This is a genomic window from Acinetobacter sichuanensis (genome assembly GCF_003024515.2).
GTDB classification, from domain to species: domain Bacteria; phylum Pseudomonadota; class Gammaproteobacteria; order Pseudomonadales; family Moraxellaceae; genus Acinetobacter; species Acinetobacter sichuanensis.
Genome location: NZ_PYIX02000030.1, coordinates 1 through 21,220, shown reverse-complemented (window position 1 = coordinate 21,220; position 21,220 = coordinate 1). Strand labels below are relative to the sequence as shown.

Sequence of the window (21,220 nt, the reverse complement as noted above, 5' to 3'; positions counted from 1 at the left end):
CCTTATTTATCAAATATCTATAACGTAAAATTGCAGTAGTATAAAGAGCTTATTCACTCACGTACATTAGTTTGTAACGTGAGTTCCTTCTTTTTCACCCATAACAACTGAAAGCAATGAGCCTGCTTTATTCATATCAAAAACTTGAAGTGGCACATTATGATCACGACATAAACAAATCGCTGTTAAATCCATTACACCTAACTTTTCATCTAAAACTTGATCAAATGTTAAAGTATCGTATTTAACTGCATCGTCATATTTACTTGGATCTTTGTTATAAACGCCATCTACTTTCGTTGCTTTTAAAATTAAGTTTGCTTCGATTTCAATACCACGTAAACATGCTGCCGTATCTGTAGTAAAGAATGGATTACCTGTACCCGCAACAAATACACAAACTTCACCTTGAGTAAGATGACGAATCGCATCACGACTTGAATAAGACTCAACTACTGCACCAATTGGTAAAGCAGACATTAAACGTGTTTTAATATTACGACGTACTAATGCATCACGTAATGCCAAACCGTTCATTACAGTCGCTAACATCCCCATTTGGTCGCCAGTTACACGTCCAACTAAACCATCTTTTTGCAATTGGCTACCACGATATAAGTTACCACCACCTACAACGATACCAACTTGCACACCTAGACCAACTAAATGTGCAATTGCTAAAGACATTTGATCTAAGACTTGAGCATCAATCCCCATGTCTTTGTTGCCAGCAAGTGCTTCGCCTGATAATTTCAACAAAATACGTTCAAAACGTGGTTTTTTTGAATCTAACATCGTAAAACTCCAACCTCTATACTTTCAATTCTTTTTAAGTTTCAAATTTTTAAGCAGTTTGAATGCGAATTAGTTTTGCAAATAAATCATATTCATCTGCATCCGTAATTTCGACTTCAAGTAAGTCACCTGCTTTAATTAGAGACTTATCAATATCTTCAACAAAAACATTACCATCAATTTCAGGCGCATCAGCATAAGAGCGTGCTACTGCAACAGGAAACTCTTCTTCCAAATCATCAACAAGCACTGTCATGGTTTGACCAATACGTTTTTGCAGTTTTGCTGCAGAAATTGCTTGCTGTACTTCCATAAAGCGTTCATAACGCTCTTGTTTAATCTCTTCTGGTACATGATCTGGTAAGTCATTTGCTGTTGCACCCTCAACTGGTGAGTAAGTGAAGCAACCTACACGATCAAGTTGTGCTTCTTTCAACCAGTCAAGCAACATCACAAAGTCTTCTTCAGTTTCACCTGGAAAACCTACCACAAAAGTTGAACGAATCACCAAATCAGGGCATTTTTCACGCCATAATTTTAAACGCTCTAGTGTATTTTCACTGTGCGCTGGACGCTTCATTAACTTTAAGATACGTGGACTTGCATGCTGAAATGGAATATCCAAATACGGCAGGATTTTTCCTTGAGCCATCAAATCAATAACAGCATCCACATGTGGGTATGGATATACATAGTGCAAACGCACCCAAATACCCAATTGACCTAATGCTTCGCACATGTCATAAAATTTAGTTTTTACTGGCTGACCATTCCAGAAATCCAACTTGTATTTGGTGTCTAAACCATAAGCTGAAGTATCTTGGGAAATGACTAAAACTTCTTTCACACCTGCTTTTTTCAACGCCTGTGCTTCAGTTAAAACTGAACCCACTGGACGTGAAACTAAATCACCACGCATGCTTGGAATAATGCAGAATGTGCAACGGTGGTTACAACCTTCTGATATTTTCAAATAAGCATAATGTTTCGGTGTTAAACGAATCCCTTGTTCTGGAACAAGGTCAATAAATGGATTATGTTTTGGTGGCTCAGGAACGTACTGATGTACCGCTTCCATCACTTCCTGATATGCCGCTGCACCTGTCACTTTCAAGACATTTGGATGCATCGCACGAATTTTGTCTTCATCTTTACCCAAACAGCCTGTCACAATGACACGACCATTTGCGCTCATGGCTTCGCCAATCGCGTCTAAAGACTCTTGTACTGCAGATTCAATAAAACCACAGGTATTTACAACAACTAAATCTGCACCATCATAATCTGATGCAACATCATAACCTTCAGTCTTTAACTGAGTTAGAATTCGTTCGGAATCTACCAATGCCTTAGGACAACCTAAAGAAACAAAACCGACTTTGGGGGACTTCATGAATCTGCGCTCCACTAGAATCCGCGTATTGTATGTCTTTTCCGAGCATAAAAACAGGTGAAAACCACACTCTTTACAACTTGCACCAAAATATAACCAAACTTTTTATCATTTTTTTACAATGCACCATTTTGGAACACTGATATAATTATTTATCACTTTATGACGAACAGAATAGAAAATAAAAGTGAGTTTTTGCACAATTTTCAAGACCCATGTAAAAAAATTGTGCAACTCAATAAAGTTGGCGTGCATTTTGCTTTATATCAGGACGATTTATCTTAAATTAGTCACCCAATTTATGGGAAAATAAAATGAGGTGCAGATGCCATTGCGCTATTTTAAAACAGGAAAGTTCAGCTAATGGATCAATACCCAAGCATTGACTATCGACTACTTGTGGATAATTTAACCACCGCAATTCTTTTGATCGACTCAGATTTAAATATTTTTTATTTAAACTCATCTTGCGAAGCACTTTTTGACATCAGTTTACTGCGGGCGGCAGGTCAACCTGTCATGAATATTTTACATGCACCCAATGATGGTTTTAACACTTTAGACGCTTTAACCAACTCACTCAAAACAGGTCAAGCTTATACTCGCCGTGAAGCGACGATTAATGTCAACTTTAAAGATATTCATGTGGATTATTCAGTTTCACAAATTAATACTGACAAACCTTATCACCCTTTATTGCTCATTGAACTCAATCCGATTGATCGCATGTTAAAAATTTCTAAAGAAGAAAGTTTAACGCAGCAGCATCAAATCACCCGCCAACTGATTCGGGGCGTTGCACATGAAATTAAGAACCCTTTGGGCGGTATTCGTGGTGCGACTCAACTTCTTGCTCGTAGTTTAAACGACCCGCAATATACCGAGTTTACGGATATTATTATTAGTGAAGTCGATCGTTTAAGAAATCTTGCAGATACGATGTTAGGTTCTCGTCAGCTTCCAAGTTATGAGTTGGTGAATGTTCATGAACCTTTGGAACGCGTGCGTTCATTGGTTGCCAACCAAACCAAGAAAAAAATCAAAATTATTCGTGACTATGATCTTTCTCTGCCCGAAGTGAAAGCAGATCGTGATCAGCTTATTCAAGTCATGCTCAATATTTGTGTTAATGCAGTACAAGCAATTACTGAAAATAAAGAATTTTTTGTAGATCATCAACCTGAACTCATTTTACGTACTCGTATTCAACGTCTTGTCACAATCAATGGTGTACTTCATCGCTCAACGATTCGCATTGATATTGAAGACAATGGTATAGGTATTCCACAAGAAGTTGTTGAGTCAATTTTCTATCCTTTAGTAACCACGCGTGCGAAAGGAACAGGTTTAGGACTCAGCATTGCCCAAAATATCATGCACCAACATAATGGAATGATTGAATGTCAATCGATTCCTAAAAAAACAGTCTTTAGCTTATATTTACCTTGGGAGTCTAACCATGTCACATAATAAAATCTGGGTGATTGATGATGACCGCGCAATGCGTTGGGTCTTAGAAAAAACCTTCAAAGAAGAAGGTTTTGATGTGACGAGTTTTGAGGAAGCTCAATCTGCTTTAGAGCAACTTCCAACAAATGCACCTGATGTGATTCTCACAGATATTCGCATGCCGGGTATTGATGGGCTCACTTTTCTTGGCAAAGTTAAAGGTAGCTACCCCGACTTGCCTGTTATCATTATGACAGCACATTCAGATTTAGAGTCTGCTGTATCAAGTTATCAAACAGGTGCTTTTGAGTACTTACCTAAACCTTTTGATATTGATGAAGCCTTAGCATTGGTAAATCGTGCTATTTTACATATCAATAAACTACAACAACAAGAATCAGCAAAAGCAACACCCATCCAATCGACTGAAATTATTGGTGAATCTCCTGCCATGCAGGAAGTTTTCCGTGCCATTGGACGTTTATCTCAATCGCATATTACAGTATTAATCAATGGTGAATCTGGCACAGGTAAAGAGTTAGTTGCGCATGCGCTACATCGTCACTCACCGCGTAGCAGCAAACCATTTATTGCGCTCAATATGGCAGCAATTCCTAAAGACTTGATTGAAACTGAGTTATTTGGTCACGAAAAAGGTGCTTTTACAGGGGCAAATACTCAACGTCAAGGACGTTTTGAACAAGCCAATGGCGGTACATTATTTTTAGATGAAATCGGCGATATGCCATTTGAAACTCAAACACGCTTACTTCGTGTTTTAGCAGATGGTGAGTTTTATCGAGTTGGTGGACATATTCCTGTGCGTGTGGATGTACGTATTGTTGCAGCAACACATCAAGATCTAGAAAAACTTGTCCATGATGGACGTTTCCGTGAGGACTTATATCATCGCCTCAATGTTATTCGCATTCATATTCCAAAACTCTCTCATCGCTCTGAAGATATTCCAATGCTTGCTCAACATTTCTTGGCAAGCGCAGGCAAAGAACTCGGTGTTAGCCCAAAAATCTTACGCCAAGAAACTCAAGATTATATTAAGCAATTGCCTTGGCCGGGAAATGTCCGTCAACTGGAAAATACGTGCCGTTGGCTCACAGTGATGATCACGGGGCGTGAAGTTTATCCTGAGGACTTGCCTTCTGAGTTAAAACAAATCCCGCTCAATAAAGCCGATGAGCAAAACAAAACGCAAGGTGGTATTGATCGAATTGCAGTACATCATTGGGATGAATTACTTGGGCAATGGGCGGTACAAAAGTTAAAAAATGGCGAGATGAAATTACTTGATATTGCCACACCGATGTTTGAACGCACATTGATTAATGCTGCACTGCAACAAACACGCGGTCGTAAGCGTCATGCAGCAGAATTATTAGGTTGGGGACGTAATACCTTAACGCGTAAACTCAAAGAGTTAGGTATGGACTCTGCTGACGATGATGAAGAAGATGAAAGCAATAAAGCAGTAAATGAATAATTTTTAGCTTTAGACCATTAAATTTAAGAATAGAAAACTTTCGGGTTTTCTATTCTTCATCAAGATCGTAGAGCATTTCTAAAAACTCATGCAATCCATTCGCAACAAACTTGATATTTTCAAAGTAATTTTCACCACTTTCCTCATGCGCTAACTCATGATCCCAATAGTAAATTTTAGATTTAAATTCATCTCTCCAACCCAATAGCAAATGATCACCTCCACCTGTTGAAGCGATTGGCAACATACTTTTAGGATAACGATCACTCATTGCATGTTGTACGCTATCAAATGAATCCTTCCAATCTAACAAACCATAAAAATAATTAATGACCTCATCACCAAAACAGTCTAGTGTCGGTCGACCACCATTATGTTGCTTTAGAAACAACTGATATTCTATAGGTAAATCAATTGCATACTCTGTTTGAAATGTTTGAATTTCTTCATCTGTTACCTGAGCATGCGCTAACAAATAAAGTTGATATTTTAAAAACTTGTTATTTTTCTTCGTTGGATGAGATTTTAAATAAGCCAACTCTTCATCATCTACTGCTAAGCGTTTTATTTCTAACACAATCATTATCACTCTTGATCAATCAATTCTGCATTTAACATCAGATCTTCAAAATTTTTGTACAATTGTCTAACACTCTCTTCATCCAACCAATATTCCCAAATACTCATATCCACTAAATTAAAATAAAGCCGAGTACCATCTCCTGAACGAGCAAATACAAAAGTTTTTATAAATTGATCTGATTGATAACTCTGCCAAATTTGTAAATATTCATAAGTACATAGCTCTTGTTTTACTTTAGAAAATAATTTCTGAATAGGATACAAATCAATATCATGCGCATTTTTAATATATAAACAATAATACTCAAACTGCGTTAAAATCTGTAAATAGTGCGTTGGGAATTTAACTTTATACTTTTCTTCAATATTTAAAAATTCTTGAATCATTTTTTATATCCTATTATTTTTTTAAAATTAAAAAAGGCATGCAATACGCATACCTTCTCTTTACACCATAACACATCATCAATGTGCAGGCTGAAAACCTAAACGCGCTTCAATCGTGTCATAACACCATTGGAAAATAAAGGTATACACCAAAATACACGAGGTCATGCCCAAATCAAGCAAAATCGCTTGCCAAATACTCATATCCATCGCATATGCCACCATTGGAATGGTCGCCAACATCAAACCACCTTCAAAGCCAATTGCATGCAAAATACGCACACCAATTGTTCTTTTAAACTGATGTTTCTTTTCCAATTTTTCAAAAAAATGGTTGAAAATCATATTCCAGACCACAGATGTAACTGCCATCGCTACACCTAAAGTTCCCGTCACTTCCATAGGAACTTCAAAAATAAAACTCAATGCAATCGCAATGATCACCAATAAGATGATTTCATAGCTGAGCGCATGAATAATCCTTCTTTTGGAAATCAACATTTTTCAATACTCAAATTTATTCGACAAATGCAATTTTATTTTTATAATAGTGAATAATAAAGTTAGATTCTCTCAATAAAATTGATAGATAGACCCTAAAGTATGAATATCAACCAAGAACAACTGATTGTTTTTAAAACCGTTATGGAATGTGGCTCTTTTTCTGCGGCTGCACGTAAACTTGCAAAAGTTCCCTCTGCCATCAGCATGTCCATTGCAAATTTAGAAATAGATTTAAATTTAAAACTTTTTGAGCGCATTGGACGTGAACCTATTCCAACCCCTCAAGCACATGTTTTATATGAAAAAACAGAACAACTTCTGATTGAAATAAATCAATGGAAACAGCAAGCTTTGGCTCTAGCCAATGGCTTAGAAACATCATTGAATATTGTCGTTGTCACTGAGCTTTTACATACCGATTGGACAGAATATATCTCTTTACTCGCTGAGCATTTCCCAACTTTACAAATCAATATTTTTTCTGCACCGCAAGAAGATGCTTTAAAAATGCTGATTAACCAAACCGCACAACTCGCTCTAATGTTTGAACGTGAAATCTTAGAACGTCGTGAACAATTTGTTGAAGTTAAACGTGAAGCTTTAGTGCCTGTTGCTGCACAGCATTTCCCACTTGCACAAAATGATGTGGTGACTTTCGAGGAAATTTTACAAAGTCGGCAAATCGTGGTGGCAAGTCGAGATAAAACCATAAAACCCGAACTACTGTATTCAAAAAATTACTGGCGAACCGATAATCATCATTTGGCATGTTCAATGATTTTACAAGGCTTAGGTTGGGGCGTTTTACCTTTACAAATTTTTGAGGAAAATAGTCAGTACAAAAAAAATCTCAAAATTTTAAATTTGGCAGATTTTACGCCCAAGTTTGAATATTACGTCGATTTGGTTTGGAATCGTGAAAGTCATTTAGGACAAGCTGCTCGTTTTTTGATTAATCACATCAGAAATCAAAGAATTCATACAAAATAATGCATACTAAAACACCAAAACCACTTTCGATGAAATCTCATTGTGTTATAAATAAAGTTACATGTATTTTTTCTAAGAATTAAACAGCAATGACACAATCTGCATTAGAGCAATTAAAACAACTCACCACTATTGTTGCCGACACAGGTGATTTAACTGCCATTCAACAATTTCGCCCTTTAGATGCAACGACCAATCCATCTTTAATTACAGCAGCAGCACAGCAGCCTGAAAGTAAAGAATTAATCGAGTCGGCTTATCTACAAGCAAAACAAGAAGGTTATCAAGCAGATTTACTCATTGAGCGCACGATTGATATTTTAACAGTCAAATTAGGTGTTGAAATTTTAAAAATTGTGGAAGGTCGCGTGTCTACCGAAGTTGATGCTGCCCTTTCTTATGACACAGAAGCAACGATTGCTAAAGCCAAAGAATTGTTAGCATTGTACAAAGACTATGGCGTAGATCAAAATCGTATTTTGATCAAAATCGCTTCGACTTGGGAAGGTATTCAAGCAGCCAAAGTACTTGAAGCTGAAGGAATCCATTGTAATTTGACTTTACTCTTTGGTTTACACCAAGCAAAAGCATGTGCTGATGCAAATGTCACTCTTATTTCACCATTTGTGGGTCGTATTTTAGATTGGTATAAAAAAGCTGAAAATGTGGATCACTACACTATTGATAAAGATCCCGGCGTATTGTCAGTGAAACAAATTTATCATTTCTATAAACAGCATGATATTCAAACAGAAGTCATGGGAGCAAGTTTCCGTAGTATTGATCAAGTACTCGGGTTAGCAGGTTGTGACTTATTAACTGTTGCACCGAGTTTATTACAACAACTTGAACAAGATACTCGTACAGTCACTGCACAAATTTCTGAAAATCATGCACATGCACACCAAGAGCATACTTATATTGCACTAGAAAAAGCACAATTTAAACAAGAACTTGAAAATGACCTTATGGCATTTCAATTATTACAATCTGGAATTGATGGTTTTATCAAAGCACGTGAACAATTACAAAGTTTATTGCGTCAGTCTTTTGGTTTAGATGCTGAAATTCAGGCTTAAATAAAGCTAAATTAATTTCTTCATTTTTATGCTCAAAACCGAGTTTAGGCTTATAATCTGACTCGGTTTTTTTACCTTTAGACATAAAGTGAGCATCTGGTGTTTGGTATTACAGATATTGTAACGTTTGTTATCGGCACAATTTTTATTGTGATTTTACCTGGTCCAAATTCACTTTATGTTATGTCGATTGCATCGCGCTTTGGAATTAAAATTGGTTATGTGGCAGCACTGGGTGTTTTTACTGGCGATTTAATTTTAATTTTATGTACTGTTCTAGGCGCAGCATCTTTACTACATAATTTCCCTTGGTTATTTATTTTATTAAAAATCATTGGTGCAGCTTATTTATCTTATTTAGGTATTCGCTTAATTATTGCGAGTTACCATACATGGTTAAATACCCACGCTCAAAACATTGAAGCTTCAACCTCTACAACACAAAAGAATATTCATCCCTTTAGAAGTGCATTGACCATTAGCTTACTGAATCCTAAAGCAATTTTCTTTTATTTGTCTTTTTTTATTCAGTTTGTAGACCCTGACTATACTCATCCTGCACTTAGTTTTTCGATTCTTTCGATTGTGGTGCAAATCACCAGTATGGCATATTTAAGTATTCTCATTTTTTCTGGCGTTAAATTGGCACACTTTTTTAATCGTCGTTATAAAATTGCAGCCATTGGCGTTGCCGCAGTTGGGTTACTGTTTTGTGGCTTTGGCTTAAAACTGGCTTTTTCAACAATGTAAGTGCCTAAAAAATAATAAATATTCACAATGTGAGAATTTTTCATGTAAAGCCTGTTTTTGCAACTCTCCCAAAGGTGTATGATTTACACACTTTTTCGCTCAACTCAAATCTTCGCAACGGATTATGCAAAAACTTCTTCAAGATTTCTCGATCCCCGCTGTCTTCGCAGGCTTTATTACCTTTCTGGTTGGTATTAGTGTTTCTTCAGTCTTGGTTATTCAAGCTGCTCAACTACTTGGTGCAACACAAGCACAAATCACTTCATGGTTTTGGGCTTTAGGCTTAGCAATTGGTTCATGTGGATTATTTTTATCTTGGAAATTTAAATATCCTGTTGCTACGTCATGGTCTACTGCGGGTTTAGCACTTATTCTTGCTTCAGGCAGTGGCTATACACTCTATGAAGCCATTGGTGCTTTTTTAGTGTGTGGGCTACTGACTGCAATTTTAGGTTTTTTAGGCATTTTTGAAAAAGTACTGACTTATATTCCTCAAAGCTTAACCAGCGCTATGCTTGCAGGTGTATTACTTAAATTTGGTATAGAAATATTTGCCAGTATGGAAGCAAATTGGGGATTTATTCTTTCCATTTTAGCGATTTACATCATTAGTAAACGTCTATTTCCACGCTACTGTATTGTTATTACCGTTATTTTAGGTGTCATGATTTGCCCATTGTTTATGCAGTTTAAAAGCGCAAATATTCACCTCGCTTTAGCACAACCAATTTGGATGAAACCTGAGTTTACTTGGTCTGCTTTATTTGGTTTAGCCTTACCTTTGTTTGTCATTAATATGGCATCGCAATATCTTCCTGGGCTTGCCATGATTAAAAGTTACGGCTATGAACCTCACGTAAAACACTTGATTGGTTGGACAGGTTTCGTCCAAACCATTCTTGCACCTTTTGGCTGTTTTAGTGTCAATATTGCTGCGATTAGTGCTGCGATTAGTTTAGATGATCAAGTACATCCCGATCCTAAAAAACGTTATATCGCAGGCATGAGCTGTGGTATTTTCTATATCATTATGGGCTTATTTGCAGCCACACTCACCAGTATTTTAATGTCATTTCCACATTTATTTATTACCGCATTAGCAGGCATTGCATTATTTGGTACTATCGGACATAACATTTCAATTGCTTTTACCAATATTGAAGACCGTGAAGCAGCATTACTCACCTTTTTATTTAGTGCCTCAGGTGTACAATTCTTTGGTATAGGCTCAGCATTTTGGGGCTTACTGTTTGGCTTAGCTGTTTCTATGATTTTAAAATTTAGAACTAAAGCATAATTTTATCAAGGTGTTATATTACATCAATACAACACCTGAATGTTTTATGTTTAACCTAGCTCATCTTCAATTTCATACTCATCAAATAATGCCCAAACTTGTGATAAAAAAGGTTCTGGCAAACCATCCTCAAATTTTGAACTGCGTGTTAAATGCTTTCCTTCTAACACTTGCAACATTTTTTCAGGTATTTCCTGTTGTATTTCAATCTCAGCATATTCAGTGACCCAATTATATTCATCATGATCATGACTTGGGTCATAAGCAAAGTTTTGATTTTTCCAAAAACCGTTTAGATATTTTTGTTCTAACTGCTGTAAATAATCATAACTTTCAATTGACCAGCTTGCTTTTTCTAATACTTCTTCACGATTTTTATATTGCTTTAAATAACGTATTCCACTCATCCAATAAATCGCTAAAATCACCGCTTGATCAACCTCAGCATGATTTAAAATCCAGTTCAGTAAATATTGGTTTCCATCCCAATTAGAACTAATCACAGATTGATAAATATCTTCAGGTGTCGCCTGTTGTAAAAAGTTAAGCCAAATCTGATCTATTAGATCAGTAAAAACTGCATTTGATATTTTTTTCATCGCTTTCTAAGTTTATTTAAAAATTCTCAGCAAGATTATAAACAAAAAAAAAAGCTTATCCTAGGATGGATAAGCTGGAAAAATTGAACAAAGAAACAACAACGAGAAACTGATCACTATTTTAATTTTCGAACATGATTTAAACAAATACATTAAAACAATAATAAAAAACCTCAGTTTTCTTAAATTATTGTGACAATGTAGAGTAGCACGATGTCGAATCTTAAAAAGCAATAAAGACTAAGACATAAAATTCATTTTTCAGTCATTTGATGGCTTATATTCGACTTTAGTTTTAAATTTCAGGATATTGACCTGTACCTTCTGGCCACGGTGAAAGTAGCTCAAAACCAGTCTCTGTCACATAAACCATATGTTCCCATTGCGCAGATAATGAACGATCCATTGTGATCACAGTCCAACCATCTTTTAACTCTTTTACGCGCGCTTTACCTGCATTAACCATAGGTTCAATGGTAAAAACCATTCCAGTTTTCAGCTTTAAACCTTGTCCCGGTTGACCATAGTGCAACACGTTTGGTTGCTCATGATAAACTTTACCAATTCCATGACCACAATATTCACGAACAATACTATAACCTTCACGATGTGCAACGCTTTGGATTGCATAGCCGACATCACCTAAAGTTGCCCCTGGTTTTACAGCATGAATACCCGCTACCATCGCCTCATAAGTCGTTTCGACTAGCTTTTTTGCAGCAGAACTGACATTTCCAACGTAGTACATACGACTGGTATCACCAAAATAACCATCTTTAATAATCGCAACATCAATATTGATAATATCACCATCATTTAAAATGGTTGTTGCGGATGGAATCCCATGACAAACCACTTCATTTGGAGAAATGCATGTGGTTTTTGTATAACCATAGTAGCCAACATTCGCAGGAATGACCTTCAAAGTATTCACAATAAAATCATTGCAAATATTATCTAAATATTCGGTACTTACACCTGGTTTAACATATTGACCTATCATTTCTAAAACCTGAGCAGCCAAACGTCCAGACACTCTTAGTTTTTCAATATCCTGTTCGGTTTTAATCGTGATAGTAGAAGCTTTCATGTCATCCGCCCTCAAATGTAAGCCATCATTATAGGCGCTATAGAAAAAAAATGGACAAATAGAACGATGAAATTAAATCATTGTATTGGGTCAATTATGCAAATAAATCACTTAAAATATCGAAGTGAATTGCCATTAAAAACAAAATAATTCAAATATTTAAAATATTATTTTTTTTGAATTTTATTAAAAAGCACATTATTTTCATTAAGATAACTTAACCTTTTTCCTGAATTTCCCGCCCTTATATAATTTTTTTTAATAAGGTTCATAAAATAAAATACAAAAAGCTCGACTTTTCCCCTAAAATCTACGGTTTTTGTAATCCTAACTCTCCTATGACAAGTCTTCGTACTAAGGATATTATTGCTTTAGGGTTTATGACTTTCGCCTTATTTATTGGGGCGGGCAATATTATCTTTCCACCTATTGTTGCGCAACAAGCGGGTGAACATGTTTGGTTAGCAGCATTTGGTTTCTTAATCACTGCTGTTGGTTTACCCGTGATTACCATCATGGCACTTTCTAAAACTGAAGGTTCAATTGCACTTTTAAGTTCACCTTTAGGAAAAGTTGCAAGTTTAATTTTAACTGTAGTTTGCTATTTATCTGTTGGACCACTCTTTGCAACACCACGTACTGCAACAGTTTCCTATGAAATCGGATTTTCATCCTATTTTGGTAACTCAAGCTATAGTTTGATGATTTACAGTATCATCTATTTTGCAGTTGTGACTTTAGTTTCACTATATCCAAATAAACTGCTAGATACAGTAGGTCACGTCCTTGCACCGTTAAAAATTATTTCTTTAGCAATCTTAGGGATTGCAGCAGTAATGATTCCTGCGGGCTTTATCCCCCCTGCTATTGATGGCTATATCGCAAGTCCTGTTTCTGAAGGCTTTGTGAATGGTTATCTTACGATGGATACATTAGGCGCTTTGGTTTTTGGTATTGTCATTATTCATGCCATTCATTCACGTGGTGTGACTGATAAAAAACTGGTGACTAAATATGCGATCATTGCAAGTTTAATTTCAGGCGTAGGACTTACATTAGTTTACTTAAGTTTATTTAAGCTAGGCTTAGGAAGCCATGAAGTTGCACCAAATGCAACCAATGGTGCCGTTATTTTACATGCTTATGTACAACATGCTTTTGGTGATCTTGGTGCTTTATTCCTGACAGCTTTGATTTTTCTGGCTTGTATGGTGACTGCAATTGGCTTGACTTGTGCATGTGCTGAATATTTCGCACAACTTACTAAAATTCCTTATAAAGTTTTAGTATTTATCCTCGTTTTATTCTCTTTAATTATCTCTAATCTTGGTTTAACAAAACTGATCGCTGTGTCTGTCCCTGTACTCAGTGCAATTTATCCACCTGCAATTGTGGTGATCATGTTGAGCTTTTTTTGGAAATATTTTAATCGTCCAAGTTTAGTGATTGCGCCTGTAACTGCTGTTGCTTTTGTCTTTGGTATTATTGAAGGAATCAAAGTGACTTCTTTTGCCAATATTTTACCTGATGCAATTCAACATCTACCTTTAAATCAGCAAAATCTGGCTTGGTTACTACCTTCTTGTGCCATTTTAATTATCTTTGTTGCAATCGACAGACTTAAAAAATAGATCTTTTAATGTTTGTTCTTAAAATCTTATTTTACCCAAATAGAGATTTTAACAGTACACAATAAACGTTACATTTACCCAATGAGCTTTTATTGTTTGCAACAAGATTAAACAAAAAATGCAATACAATATCATGATTTTTATAAATATTACCTAATAATACAACATTCGTCTTTTGTCTAATTAGCACTTTTCATTCTCTTTATTATGTTGTACTTTTATATAAGTTCAGCAGACTATTAATCTCAGCAATGATATTTATGGTTAAAATTTAACCTATTTTAAAAATAAATGACCTAATGTAATATTGTCATAAATATGTCACATTTATTTAGGATAATAGAGATATTTGCATTCGAAATAATAATTTGCTATGGTAAGGATCAACCAAGCAATTCAGACTAAAACAATGGGGTTTTTGTCGAGCAGACAGGAGGGATGAGGATGTTATCATTACATTCAAATAAGCAAGTCTTCATTAATTCTTTGAAGGCTAACAAAAAACTGGTCATTTACTTAAGCACAACTTTAGCTTTGATGACTATTCTATTTTTACATGGTCTCGTTCAAGGCAACTTAAAACCTGAGTTTTTTGTATATGCTTTATTCGTTTCTGCCGCATTTTGTCTATGGGAATTGATCGACCACAAAACCCGTAAATCAGCCAAAGCAGCAAGTATTAAATAAAAGATGGATGCTTAGCATCCATCTTTTTTGAAGTAAAAGTACTCTACAAATTGCATCTAATTTTAAAAATAAAAACCGAAGATTACACCCAAAACTAAAATACCAGTCGCCAATACCTCCCCCAAAACCAAAAGTACCATCGCACTTGTCATCAACCAATTAGGTAAACTTTTATTCCCCATTTTATGCGGTTGTTTAAATTGGTTTGTCGTATCTTTTAACCAACCATGTACGACATAACTTGCAATCGAAAAAGTAAAAAAAATCAAATTAATCAGTACACAAAGTAAATTTATCAGGTCTGACCAAATCGAAAAGTATGCAAGCACAGCTAAAATCAACGTTGCTGGTGCATAAAGCAAGCTACTTCGATGTGCAATATCCACATAATAGTGCGCACGTGATTGTTCAGAATTACGGATTTGTGCATACTTCCATACGCCTGTCAGCATGCCCACCCAAAGATATAAACCACTAAAAATAATTGCGAACTTAACCGCATTTGAAAATTGCATTACATCCATTATTGAATTAACTACCCTATTCCATTTTCTTGTAGTGTACCCATGTTCTCATTTATTTTTTGACTCTCTAGTCATAATTTAATCAAGTTTCTTTTTAGAACTTGTATATTGTAGAAACAAGTTCATAATCATTTTTGAATCAATCATGCAAAATTCTGAAAAACTCAATATTACCTGTAAAGATGGTTATACTTTAAGTGCAACCTTTTACGAAAATACGCAAAAAAATCAAAATTTACCTATTTTAATTTGCCCCGCTACAGGGATTGTGCAAAGCTTTTATCGCTCTTTTGCTGAATGGCTAGCAGAACAAGGCTATCAAGTTATGGTCTTTGATTTTCGTGGTATTGGTGCTTCATTACATGGTCCATTAAAAAAATCTCAAGCAAGTATTCAAGATTGGGGACAGCTTGATATTCCCGCTGCCATTGATGCGCTTTTGGTCAAAACACAAAAAGAACAAGTCATTCTTGTTGGGCATAGTGCAGGTGGTCAACTCCTTGGAATCGCCCCTAATTATGCAAAAGTAGCAAAAGTCATTGCAATTTCAGGCTCAACTGGACATGTCAAAGGCTTGAAAGGTCGCACCAAACAACTTGCACCTGTTATGTTTAATATTATTTTTCCAATTTCGAGCTTTTTTAAAGGCTACGGCGCAACAAAAATGATGGGAATGGGTGAAAATTTACCGAAAAATGTTGCAAAACAATGGGCACAATTTTGTAGCCGTCCAGGTTATGTAGAGAATGCTTTAGGTAAAACAATTTTTGAAGATTATCATCAAAATATTACCTGCCCTATTTCGGTCTATTGGTCATCAGATGATGAAATCGCAACTGAAGCCAATGTTAAAGATCTCCTGCGCCTTTATCCAAATGCTAAAACAACAATGCATGAACTCGTTCCACAAGATTTAGGGCATAAATCTATCGGACATATGCTGATGTTCAAAAAATCACATCAAAATATTTGGTCAATGATTGAAAAAGAAATAGCCGCTTAAACCAGTTTCAACACTGAATGCTGTAATCCTCGTTCAGTGTCTTTTTATTCTTACAAAAAATGCCTCATTATTGAGGCATTTTTATTTTATTTAACCTAATCAATCAGGTCGAGTAATTTTAACGGTTTTAATGCGATTTTCATCCATTTCTAAAACTTCAAAATCAACACCTTCTTGGACAATATGCGTTCCAACTTTGACATTACCCTGAGTTTTATCAAAAATTAAACCCGCCACACTAAAATAGTCTGAATCTTCTTGAACTAAATCGACTGTTTCTAGCTCTAATTCAAGTTGATACAAGTCAAGCATTCCCGATGCTCTCCATGTTGTGTCATCAACTTTCACCAGTTCAAGCTGTTCATCTGCATCAGGAAACTCACCCGCAATGGCTTCAAACACATCTAATGGTGAAATCAAACCTTGAATATTACCAAACTCATTCGTGACTAAAACCAGTGAACCTTTTGAAGTACGCAAAGTATGAATTGCATCAATCACCTTCATTTTTTCAAAAATAAAAATTGGGCGCTGACGCTTCAATAACGCTTGTAATTGTTCAGGCTCATCCAAAGCATCTATTAGCTCTTTTGCACGTACAATCGTTACGACTTTATCCAACTGACCACGACATACAGGAAATAAACTATGTGGTACAGACAAAATTTGATTTCGAATACACTCAGCATCATCCTCTAAATTTACCCAAGAAATTTGATTTCGAGGTGTCATAATAGAGGCAACACTACGTTCAGCAAGTGTTAAAACCCCTCCTACCATATAACGTTCTTCATCTACAAAGGCTTTTTTCGCTTCTATGGTTTCAGGTGATGCTGACACATCTGTATCTAACTTACTCCCCATAAGCTTTAAAATAGAATCCGCTGTACGGTGGCGTAAAGGAATTTTTGCTTTATGTTTTTCAGCATTTCGGTTACTAAATTGGTTAAATGCTTCGATTAAAATCGCAACACCAATACCTGAATAGATATAGCCTTTTGGAATATGGAAGCCAAAACCTTCTGCAATTAGACTAATACCAATTAACAATAAGAAACTTAAACATAGAATGACAACAGTTGGATGTCTATTTACAAATGCAGTTAATGACTTTGAAGCCAACAACATGACAGCCATAGCAACAACCATAGCAACCATCATCACATAAATATTATCTACCATACCAATGGCAGTAATTACAGAGTCTAAAGAGAACACCGCATCTAAAATAACGATTTGAGCAACAACAGCCGTAAAACTTGCATAGACAACATTACTGGTGACATGAACTTCAGGCTTGCCTTCCATTTTTTCATGTAATTCTGTTACGGCTTTATAGACTAAGAAAAGCCCGCCAAATAAAAGAATTAAATCACGACCTGAGAAGGTCTTATCGAAAACTGTAATAAGAGGTTGAGTTAGCGTAACTAACCATGAGATTGCAAATAACAATCCTAAACGCATGATTAAAGCGAGAGAAAGACCAATAACACGTGCTTTATCACGTTTTTCAGGCGGTAATTTTTCAGCTAGAATGGCAATAAATACGAGGTTATCAATACCTAAAACAATTTCTAAAACAATTAGAGTGAGTAGACCTACCCAAATACCAGGATCTAATAAAAATTCCATTATTAGATCTCCTGCTCTTTATTCTTATTCATTATACAAAACTTAAATTTTAACCTACACGGCGACGGATCCATGAATGAGACCTTTTCAACTATATTGCTCTTAATTATGCACAATCTAGATATTTTGTAATTATTTTTTTTATTATTTTACAAATAAAAATAAATTTCGTGTTTTATCACCAAATTAAAATTCAAAAAATAAATAGTTCCATTTAAATAAATCAGTAAAATTGATTTAGAATCATCTAGTATTTTATTTCAAGCCTTTGTATTCTAATTCTATAAATTTAATAAATGTATGCGTTTTTATTTTTTATGACATTTTAGACAGAAACTTTTGTTTGTAAAGCCAAGTCTAAGAGTACCTTTTTTTAATTAAAATATCACACGAACATGATTGATATTTCATCTACATTATTTTAATGAAGTATTCATGTATAAGTGAAGTAAATCACTCTATTATATGAATAATTTTTTAAATAGCGTAAGTGTACGGTATCTAGGTTGAAACAAACCTAAACCCTATATAGAAATATTAAAATAGCTTATGAATGGGATTAATTTTAATAAATACCCCTCATTAAAATTAGATAAATAGCCAAAAAGCAAAACAAGAACAGTACACTAAAAACTGGACTTGAAAGATCAAACAATAGCAAAACTATTGAAATTCTTGTGCTGAGTTATTTAGTCCAGAAAGTAAGCATCATGCAATATGCTACTTAAAATTAAGCTCAAATGACAAATGATTAAACTCAAAAATGATAAATTTACACTTACACTAAGTAACAGAGTTTAAACAATTATAAAGTAAATCTTCATAGTATTTCTTTATTTTTAGCATTATTTGTTTATTTTTGTATTGATTTTAGGTATCAATTTACAATACTATTACAATTGTTATTACATCTGGTTAATAATTAGAAAAAACAAGGAATCTTTTTGATGACCAAAAAATATTCAAAATTTTTACCAACAACTGATAATTTTAATTTGGAAAATTTTCCATATTACTGGATTACACAAGTTCATTCTCAGTATGTACTTAATGTCGACCATGCTTTAAAAAAGTATGGTGTAGATAATTCTAGACGTCGTTTATTATTAGCACTTGAGTCTAAACCAGACGCAAGTGTTTCTGAACTATCAGACATGATTGTTTCAAAAATGTCGACCACAACTAAAATTGTCTATCGATTAAAAGATGAAGGCTTAGTTAATACCTATTCTTGCAGTCAAGATGCACGTATTACACGAGTAAACTTAACCGACTCTGGTCGACAAATGACAATTAAAATCAATGATTTAATGAGTGTTGTTTTAGAGCAATCTTTTGAAGGTTTAACCCCACTTCAAATTGAAAAAATGATGGAAAGTTTGAAACATATTTTTAAAAATTTATCACGTTAATTTATAAAGCGCTCTGCTTTATAAATCATCAAACATGTTTAACTGTGGAGAGTTTTTTGCTTGACGTTGTTGGGGACAATAAAAGCACTCAAACTCCTCCACAGGAAAACCCTGCATAAATGTCATAATATTTGGGTTTTTCCATGCGAGCCATTGCTCGATTCTTTCATGCGGAATGACAACGACTGAACGCTTAATATTACCTGGTTCATGAAACTCTTTCATCATTGCATGATCTATAGCATCCATACCAAACACTAAAGAAACCTTGTATAACCTTTTATTACTTTTGTTTATATCTACATGATTTTATTGATTTGATGTTATTACTACATATAACCTTGTATGAGATGACATGTCTTTCCTTTGTGAGTAAGATGGTGAGTAAATTAATTTAAACCATAATGGTTGTTACTCACAGCATGTTAAACGACTTAAAAATCAAGCAATTAAAAGCCAAAGAAAAAGTGTATCGTGTTGCTGATCACTCTGGTTTGTGTATAGAAATTCGACCAACTGGAAAAAAGTTCTGGCGCTATCGCTATAGATTCTTGAATAAACCTCAAATGTTAACGATTGGGCAATATCCTGAAATAAGCTTGTCTTACGCTAGATCCAAAGCAATTGAAATGCGAGAACAATTAGCTAAGGATATTGACCCAGCTGCGTTTAAAAAAAATGAACGGCTAGAAGCCTTACAATCTCAGAATGATACCTTTAGTGCCATTGCCAAAGAATATTGCAATCATAAAAAAAACTCTAAATCAGAAACTTGGTTGTATGTTCGCGAGTTGTCTTATGCAGTTGATATATTCCCTTTGATTGGCAATAAACCAATTAAGGATGTTACTTCTGTCGATATAAAAAATATTATGGATAATGCTCTTAAGCGTGTAGAAAAATCAGGAAAAGGGACTGGTGAAAATAAATCAATACTAGTTAGGCAACATATAGCCGAGGTTATGCAGTATGCTATTATTTCAGATAAACTTAATAATAATCCAACTTATGCATTGCGAGGATATATTCACAAACCAGAAGTAGAAAACGCTCAACCAGTTAATAGTAAAGATCGAAAGTTGATCATGCCGAGTATTGATAAGTATACGGGCTCTATTAGTACTAAAAATGCTCTCAAAGCACTTATCTATACAATGTTACGCACAATCGAGATTCGCAGAGGTTTAAAAGAGTATATAGATTTTGAAGCCCGTACATGGACAATCCCAGTTGCATCGAAATCCGATATTCTTGCAGGCAAACGCAACATGAAGAAAAACCGTATTCACATTGTGCCACTGTCAGATCAAGTTGTTGATATTCTTAAGGCACAATTTGCCGCCTACCCAGATAGTCCCTATATTTTCCCAGGCATTAACAATAATACAATGATTGGTCCAACAACGCTGAATCAGGCATTTCGGAATATGAATCTAGGTCATATCACGATGCATGACTTTAGAGCCACCGCCTCCACTGATCTAAATGAAGCAAACTACAACTCTAACTGGATTGAGTTGCAGCTTGCACATGTGAAGGGTGATAAGGTCAAAGCAACTTACGATCATGCAAAATGGTTAAATGATCGTAGAAAAATGATGCAAGATTGGGCAAATATTGTTGATAGCTGGAAGGAGTGAATTAAAAACTGATTTTATATACATGATACGAAATTTTTATTATTGTTTTTGCAAAATTGTCATTACATTTTAGCTTTTTTTATTCCAAAGTTATTACTGACTATTTTTTTAATCAAATTGGTTATAAAAAGTTGAAAATAATTCTGTCGATAAAAGCCCTTGGTTAAGGGCTTTTTCTGTAATATTATGCCACCACACTAAAAATACTAAAATCAATAAATACAATGGATTATAAATTTCATAAAGTTTGGTCAAGCTCGAAATTTAGTTTGACCAAG

The 21,220-nt window shown here is 35.0% G+C and carries 21 protein-coding genes; 11 read left to right on the top strand and 10 right to left on the bottom strand.

The window, feature by feature from the left end; genetic code table 11:
- Window positions 1–66: 66 nt before the first annotated feature.
- Both pyrH and rimO read right to left on the bottom strand, forming a co-directional pair.
- Window positions 67–795 carry a UMP kinase gene (pyrH, locus tag C9E89_RS15575; protein WP_004696558.1) on the bottom strand — a complete coding sequence of 243 codons (729 nt, stop codon included), beginning with the start codon at window positions 793–795 and terminating at the stop codon, window positions 67–69.
- A gap of 49 nt (window positions 796–844) precedes the next feature.
- Window positions 845–2,188, bottom strand: coding sequence for a 30S ribosomal protein S12 methylthiotransferase RimO (rimO, locus tag C9E89_RS15570; RefSeq protein WP_107009256.1), 1,344 nt, complete (start codon window positions 2,186–2,188; stop codon window positions 845–847).
- A gap of 363 nt (window positions 2,189–2,551) precedes the next feature.
- Here rimO and glnL point away from each other — a divergent pair, with 363 nt between their 5' ends.
- On the top strand, window positions 2,552–3,658 hold the full coding sequence (gene glnL / locus C9E89_RS15565; RefSeq protein WP_107009255.1) for a nitrogen regulation protein NR(II): 1,107 nt from the start codon (window positions 2,552–2,554) through the stop codon (window positions 3,656–3,658).
- Entirely contained in the window at window positions 3,648–5,135 is a 1,488-nt protein-coding gene (gene glnG, locus C9E89_RS15560) for a nitrogen regulation protein NR(I) (RefSeq protein ID WP_107009254.1), read from the top strand. The genes glnL and glnG overlap by 11 nt, the downstream gene beginning before the upstream one ends.
- A 49-nt stretch (window positions 5,136–5,184) precedes the next feature.
- On the opposite strand, the gene C9E89_RS15555 is transcribed toward glnG, so the two are convergent.
- The 3 genes from C9E89_RS15555 to aceI all read right to left on the bottom strand — a co-directional run bounded on the left by C9E89_RS15555 (window position 5,185) and on the right by aceI (window position 6,605).
- Window positions 5,185–5,718: an SMI1/KNR4 family protein gene (locus C9E89_RS15555; RefSeq protein WP_107009253.1), complete on the bottom strand. Its 534-nt coding sequence runs from the start codon at window positions 5,716–5,718 to the stop codon at window positions 5,185–5,187.
- A 2-nt stretch (window positions 5,719–5,720) separates the two neighbouring features.
- Window positions 5,721–6,104: an SMI1/KNR4 family protein gene (locus C9E89_RS15550; RefSeq protein WP_107009252.1), complete on the bottom strand. Its 384-nt coding sequence runs from the start codon at window positions 6,102–6,104 to the stop codon at window positions 5,721–5,723.
- A 78-nt stretch (window positions 6,105–6,182) separates the two neighbouring features.
- A complete protein-coding gene (aceI, locus tag C9E89_RS15545; protein ID WP_107009251.1) occupies window positions 6,183–6,605 on the bottom strand; it encodes a chlorhexidine efflux PACE transporter AceI in 423 nt (140 codons plus the stop codon).
- 102 nt (window positions 6,606–6,707) lie between these two features.
- Here aceI and aceR point away from each other — a divergent pair, with 102 nt between their 5' ends.
- From aceR to C9E89_RS15525, 4 genes are all read left to right on the top strand, one after another.
- Window positions 6,708–7,598: an HTH-type transcriptional regulator AceR gene (aceR, locus tag C9E89_RS15540; RefSeq protein WP_107009250.1), complete on the top strand. Its 891-nt coding sequence runs from the start codon at window positions 6,708–6,710 to the stop codon at window positions 7,596–7,598.
- 89 nt (window positions 7,599–7,687) lie between these two features.
- The gene (gene tal, locus C9E89_RS15535; RefSeq protein ID WP_107009249.1) at window positions 7,688–8,677 is read left to right on the top strand and encodes a transaldolase; all 990 of its coding nucleotides are present in this window, start codon (window positions 7,688–7,690) and stop codon (window positions 8,675–8,677) included.
- Between the two features lie 99 nt (window positions 8,678–8,776).
- Complete coding sequence (leuE, locus tag C9E89_RS15530; protein ID WP_107009248.1) at window positions 8,777–9,427, top strand: leucine efflux protein LeuE; 651 nt, start codon at window positions 8,777–8,779, stop codon at window positions 9,425–9,427.
- Between the two features lie 124 nt (window positions 9,428–9,551).
- Window positions 9,552–10,724 carry a benzoate/H(+) symporter BenE family transporter gene (locus C9E89_RS15525; protein ID WP_107009247.1) on the top strand — a complete coding sequence of 391 codons (1,173 nt, stop codon included), beginning with the start codon at window positions 9,552–9,554 and terminating at the stop codon, window positions 10,722–10,724.
- Between the two features lie 50 nt (window positions 10,725–10,774).
- Here C9E89_RS15525 and C9E89_RS15520 read toward each other — a convergent pair whose 3' ends face one another.
- Window positions 10,775–11,323 (bottom strand): DUF4274 domain-containing protein, encoded by a 549-nt coding sequence (locus C9E89_RS15520; protein WP_107009246.1) that lies wholly within the window; start codon window positions 11,321–11,323, stop codon window positions 10,775–10,777.
- Between the two features lie 295 nt (window positions 11,324–11,618).
- Window positions 11,619–12,413, bottom strand: coding sequence for a type I methionyl aminopeptidase (gene map, locus C9E89_RS15515; RefSeq protein WP_107009245.1), 795 nt, complete (start codon window positions 12,411–12,413; stop codon window positions 11,619–11,621).
- Window positions 12,414–12,751: 338 nt separating this feature from the next.
- On the opposite strand from map, the gene brnQ reads away from it, so the two are divergent.
- Together brnQ and C9E89_RS15505 are read left to right on the top strand one after the other, a co-directional pair.
- On the top strand, window positions 12,752–14,044 hold the full coding sequence (brnQ, locus tag C9E89_RS15510; protein ID WP_107009244.1) for a branched-chain amino acid transport system II carrier protein: 1,293 nt from the start codon (window positions 12,752–12,754) through the stop codon (window positions 14,042–14,044).
- Between the two features lie 444 nt (window positions 14,045–14,488).
- Window positions 14,489–14,731 (top strand): hypothetical protein, encoded by a 243-nt coding sequence (locus C9E89_RS15505; RefSeq protein WP_107009243.1) that lies wholly within the window; start codon window positions 14,489–14,491, stop codon window positions 14,729–14,731.
- A gap of 62 nt (window positions 14,732–14,793) precedes the next feature.
- Here the strand turns inward: C9E89_RS15505 and C9E89_RS15500 are convergent, their stop codons facing one another.
- Window positions 14,794–15,255 carry a hypothetical protein gene (locus C9E89_RS15500; RefSeq protein ID WP_107009242.1) on the bottom strand — a complete coding sequence of 154 codons (462 nt, stop codon included), beginning with the start codon at window positions 15,253–15,255 and terminating at the stop codon, window positions 14,794–14,796.
- Window positions 15,256–15,400: 145 nt separating this feature from the next.
- On the opposite strand from C9E89_RS15500, the gene C9E89_RS15495 reads away from it, so the two are divergent.
- Window positions 15,401–16,258, top strand: coding sequence for an alpha/beta hydrolase family protein (locus tag C9E89_RS15495; RefSeq protein WP_107009241.1), 858 nt, complete (start codon window positions 15,401–15,403; stop codon window positions 16,256–16,258).
- 99 nt (window positions 16,259–16,357) lie between these two features.
- On the opposite strand, the gene C9E89_RS15490 is transcribed toward C9E89_RS15495, so the two are convergent.
- The gene (locus tag C9E89_RS15490) at window positions 16,358–17,890 is read right to left on the bottom strand and encodes a TerC family protein (protein ID WP_107009240.1); all 1,533 of its coding nucleotides are present in this window, start codon (window positions 17,888–17,890) and stop codon (window positions 16,358–16,360) included.
- A 947-nt stretch (window positions 17,891–18,837) separates the two neighbouring features.
- Here C9E89_RS15490 and C9E89_RS15485 point away from each other — a divergent pair.
- Window positions 18,838–19,302: a MarR family winged helix-turn-helix transcriptional regulator gene (locus tag C9E89_RS15485; protein WP_107009239.1), complete on the top strand. Its 465-nt coding sequence runs from the start codon at window positions 18,838–18,840 to the stop codon at window positions 19,300–19,302.
- Window positions 19,303–19,320: 18 nt separating this feature from the next.
- On the opposite strand, the gene C9E89_RS15480 is transcribed toward C9E89_RS15485, so the two are convergent.
- The gene (locus tag C9E89_RS15480; RefSeq protein WP_228199052.1) at window positions 19,321–19,551 is read right to left on the bottom strand and encodes a hypothetical protein; all 231 of its coding nucleotides are present in this window, start codon (window positions 19,549–19,551) and stop codon (window positions 19,321–19,323) included.
- Window positions 19,552–19,724: 173 nt separating this feature from the next.
- Between C9E89_RS15480 and C9E89_RS15475 the strand changes: the two genes are divergently transcribed.
- Entirely contained in the window at window positions 19,725–20,942 is a 1,218-nt protein-coding gene (locus C9E89_RS15475; protein WP_107009291.1) for a tyrosine-type recombinase/integrase, read from the top strand.
- The last annotated feature ends 278 nt before the right edge of the window (window positions 20,943–21,220 follow it).

Coding starts and splice junctions, on each gene's coding strand:
- pyrH (WP_004696558.1), bottom strand. CDS start 795: ATGTTAGATTCAAAAAAACCACGTTTTGAACGTATTTTGTTGAAATTA.
- rimO (WP_107009256.1), bottom strand. CDS start 2,188: ATGAAGTCCCCCAAAGTCGGTTTTGTTTCTTTAGGTTGTCCTAAGGCA.
- glnL (WP_107009255.1), top strand. CDS start 2,552: ATGGATCAATACCCAAGCATTGACTATCGACTACTTGTGGATAATTTA.
- glnG (WP_107009254.1), top strand. CDS start 3,648: ATGTCACATAATAAAATCTGGGTGATTGATGATGACCGCGCAATGCGT.
- C9E89_RS15555 (WP_107009253.1), bottom strand. CDS start 5,718: ATGATTGTGTTAGAAATAAAACGCTTAGCAGTAGATGATGAAGAGTTG.
- C9E89_RS15550 (WP_107009252.1), bottom strand. CDS start 6,104: ATGATTCAAGAATTTTTAAATATTGAAGAAAAGTATAAAGTTAAATTC.
- aceI (WP_107009251.1), bottom strand. CDS start 6,605: ATGTTGATTTCCAAAAGAAGGATTATTCATGCGCTCAGCTATGAAATC.
- aceR (WP_107009250.1), top strand. CDS start 6,708: ATGAATATCAACCAAGAACAACTGATTGTTTTTAAAACCGTTATGGAA.
- tal (WP_107009249.1), top strand. CDS start 7,688: ATGACACAATCTGCATTAGAGCAATTAAAACAACTCACCACTATTGTT.
- C9E89_RS15525 (WP_107009247.1), top strand. CDS start 9,552: ATGCAAAAACTTCTTCAAGATTTCTCGATCCCCGCTGTCTTCGCAGGC.
- C9E89_RS15520 (WP_107009246.1), bottom strand. CDS start 11,323: ATGAAAAAAATATCAAATGCAGTTTTTACTGATCTAATAGATCAGATT.
- map (WP_107009245.1), bottom strand. CDS start 12,413: ATGAAAGCTTCTACTATCACGATTAAAACCGAACAGGATATTGAAAAA.
- brnQ (WP_107009244.1), top strand. CDS start 12,752: ATGACAAGTCTTCGTACTAAGGATATTATTGCTTTAGGGTTTATGACT.
- C9E89_RS15505 (WP_107009243.1), top strand. CDS start 14,489: ATGTTATCATTACATTCAAATAAGCAAGTCTTCATTAATTCTTTGAAG.
- C9E89_RS15500 (WP_107009242.1), bottom strand. CDS start 15,255: ATGGATGTAATGCAATTTTCAAATGCGGTTAAGTTCGCAATTATTTTT.
- C9E89_RS15495 (WP_107009241.1), top strand. CDS start 15,401: ATGCAAAATTCTGAAAAACTCAATATTACCTGTAAAGATGGTTATACT.
- C9E89_RS15490 (WP_107009240.1), bottom strand. CDS start 17,890: ATGGAATTTTTATTAGATCCTGGTATTTGGGTAGGTCTACTCACTCTA.
- C9E89_RS15485 (WP_107009239.1), top strand. CDS start 18,838: ATGACCAAAAAATATTCAAAATTTTTACCAACAACTGATAATTTTAAT.
- C9E89_RS15480 (WP_228199052.1), bottom strand. CDS start 19,551: ATGGATGCTATAGATCATGCAATGATGAAAGAGTTTCATGAACCAGGT.
- C9E89_RS15475 (WP_107009291.1), top strand. CDS start 19,725: ATGTTAAACGACTTAAAAATCAAGCAATTAAAAGCCAAAGAAAAAGTG.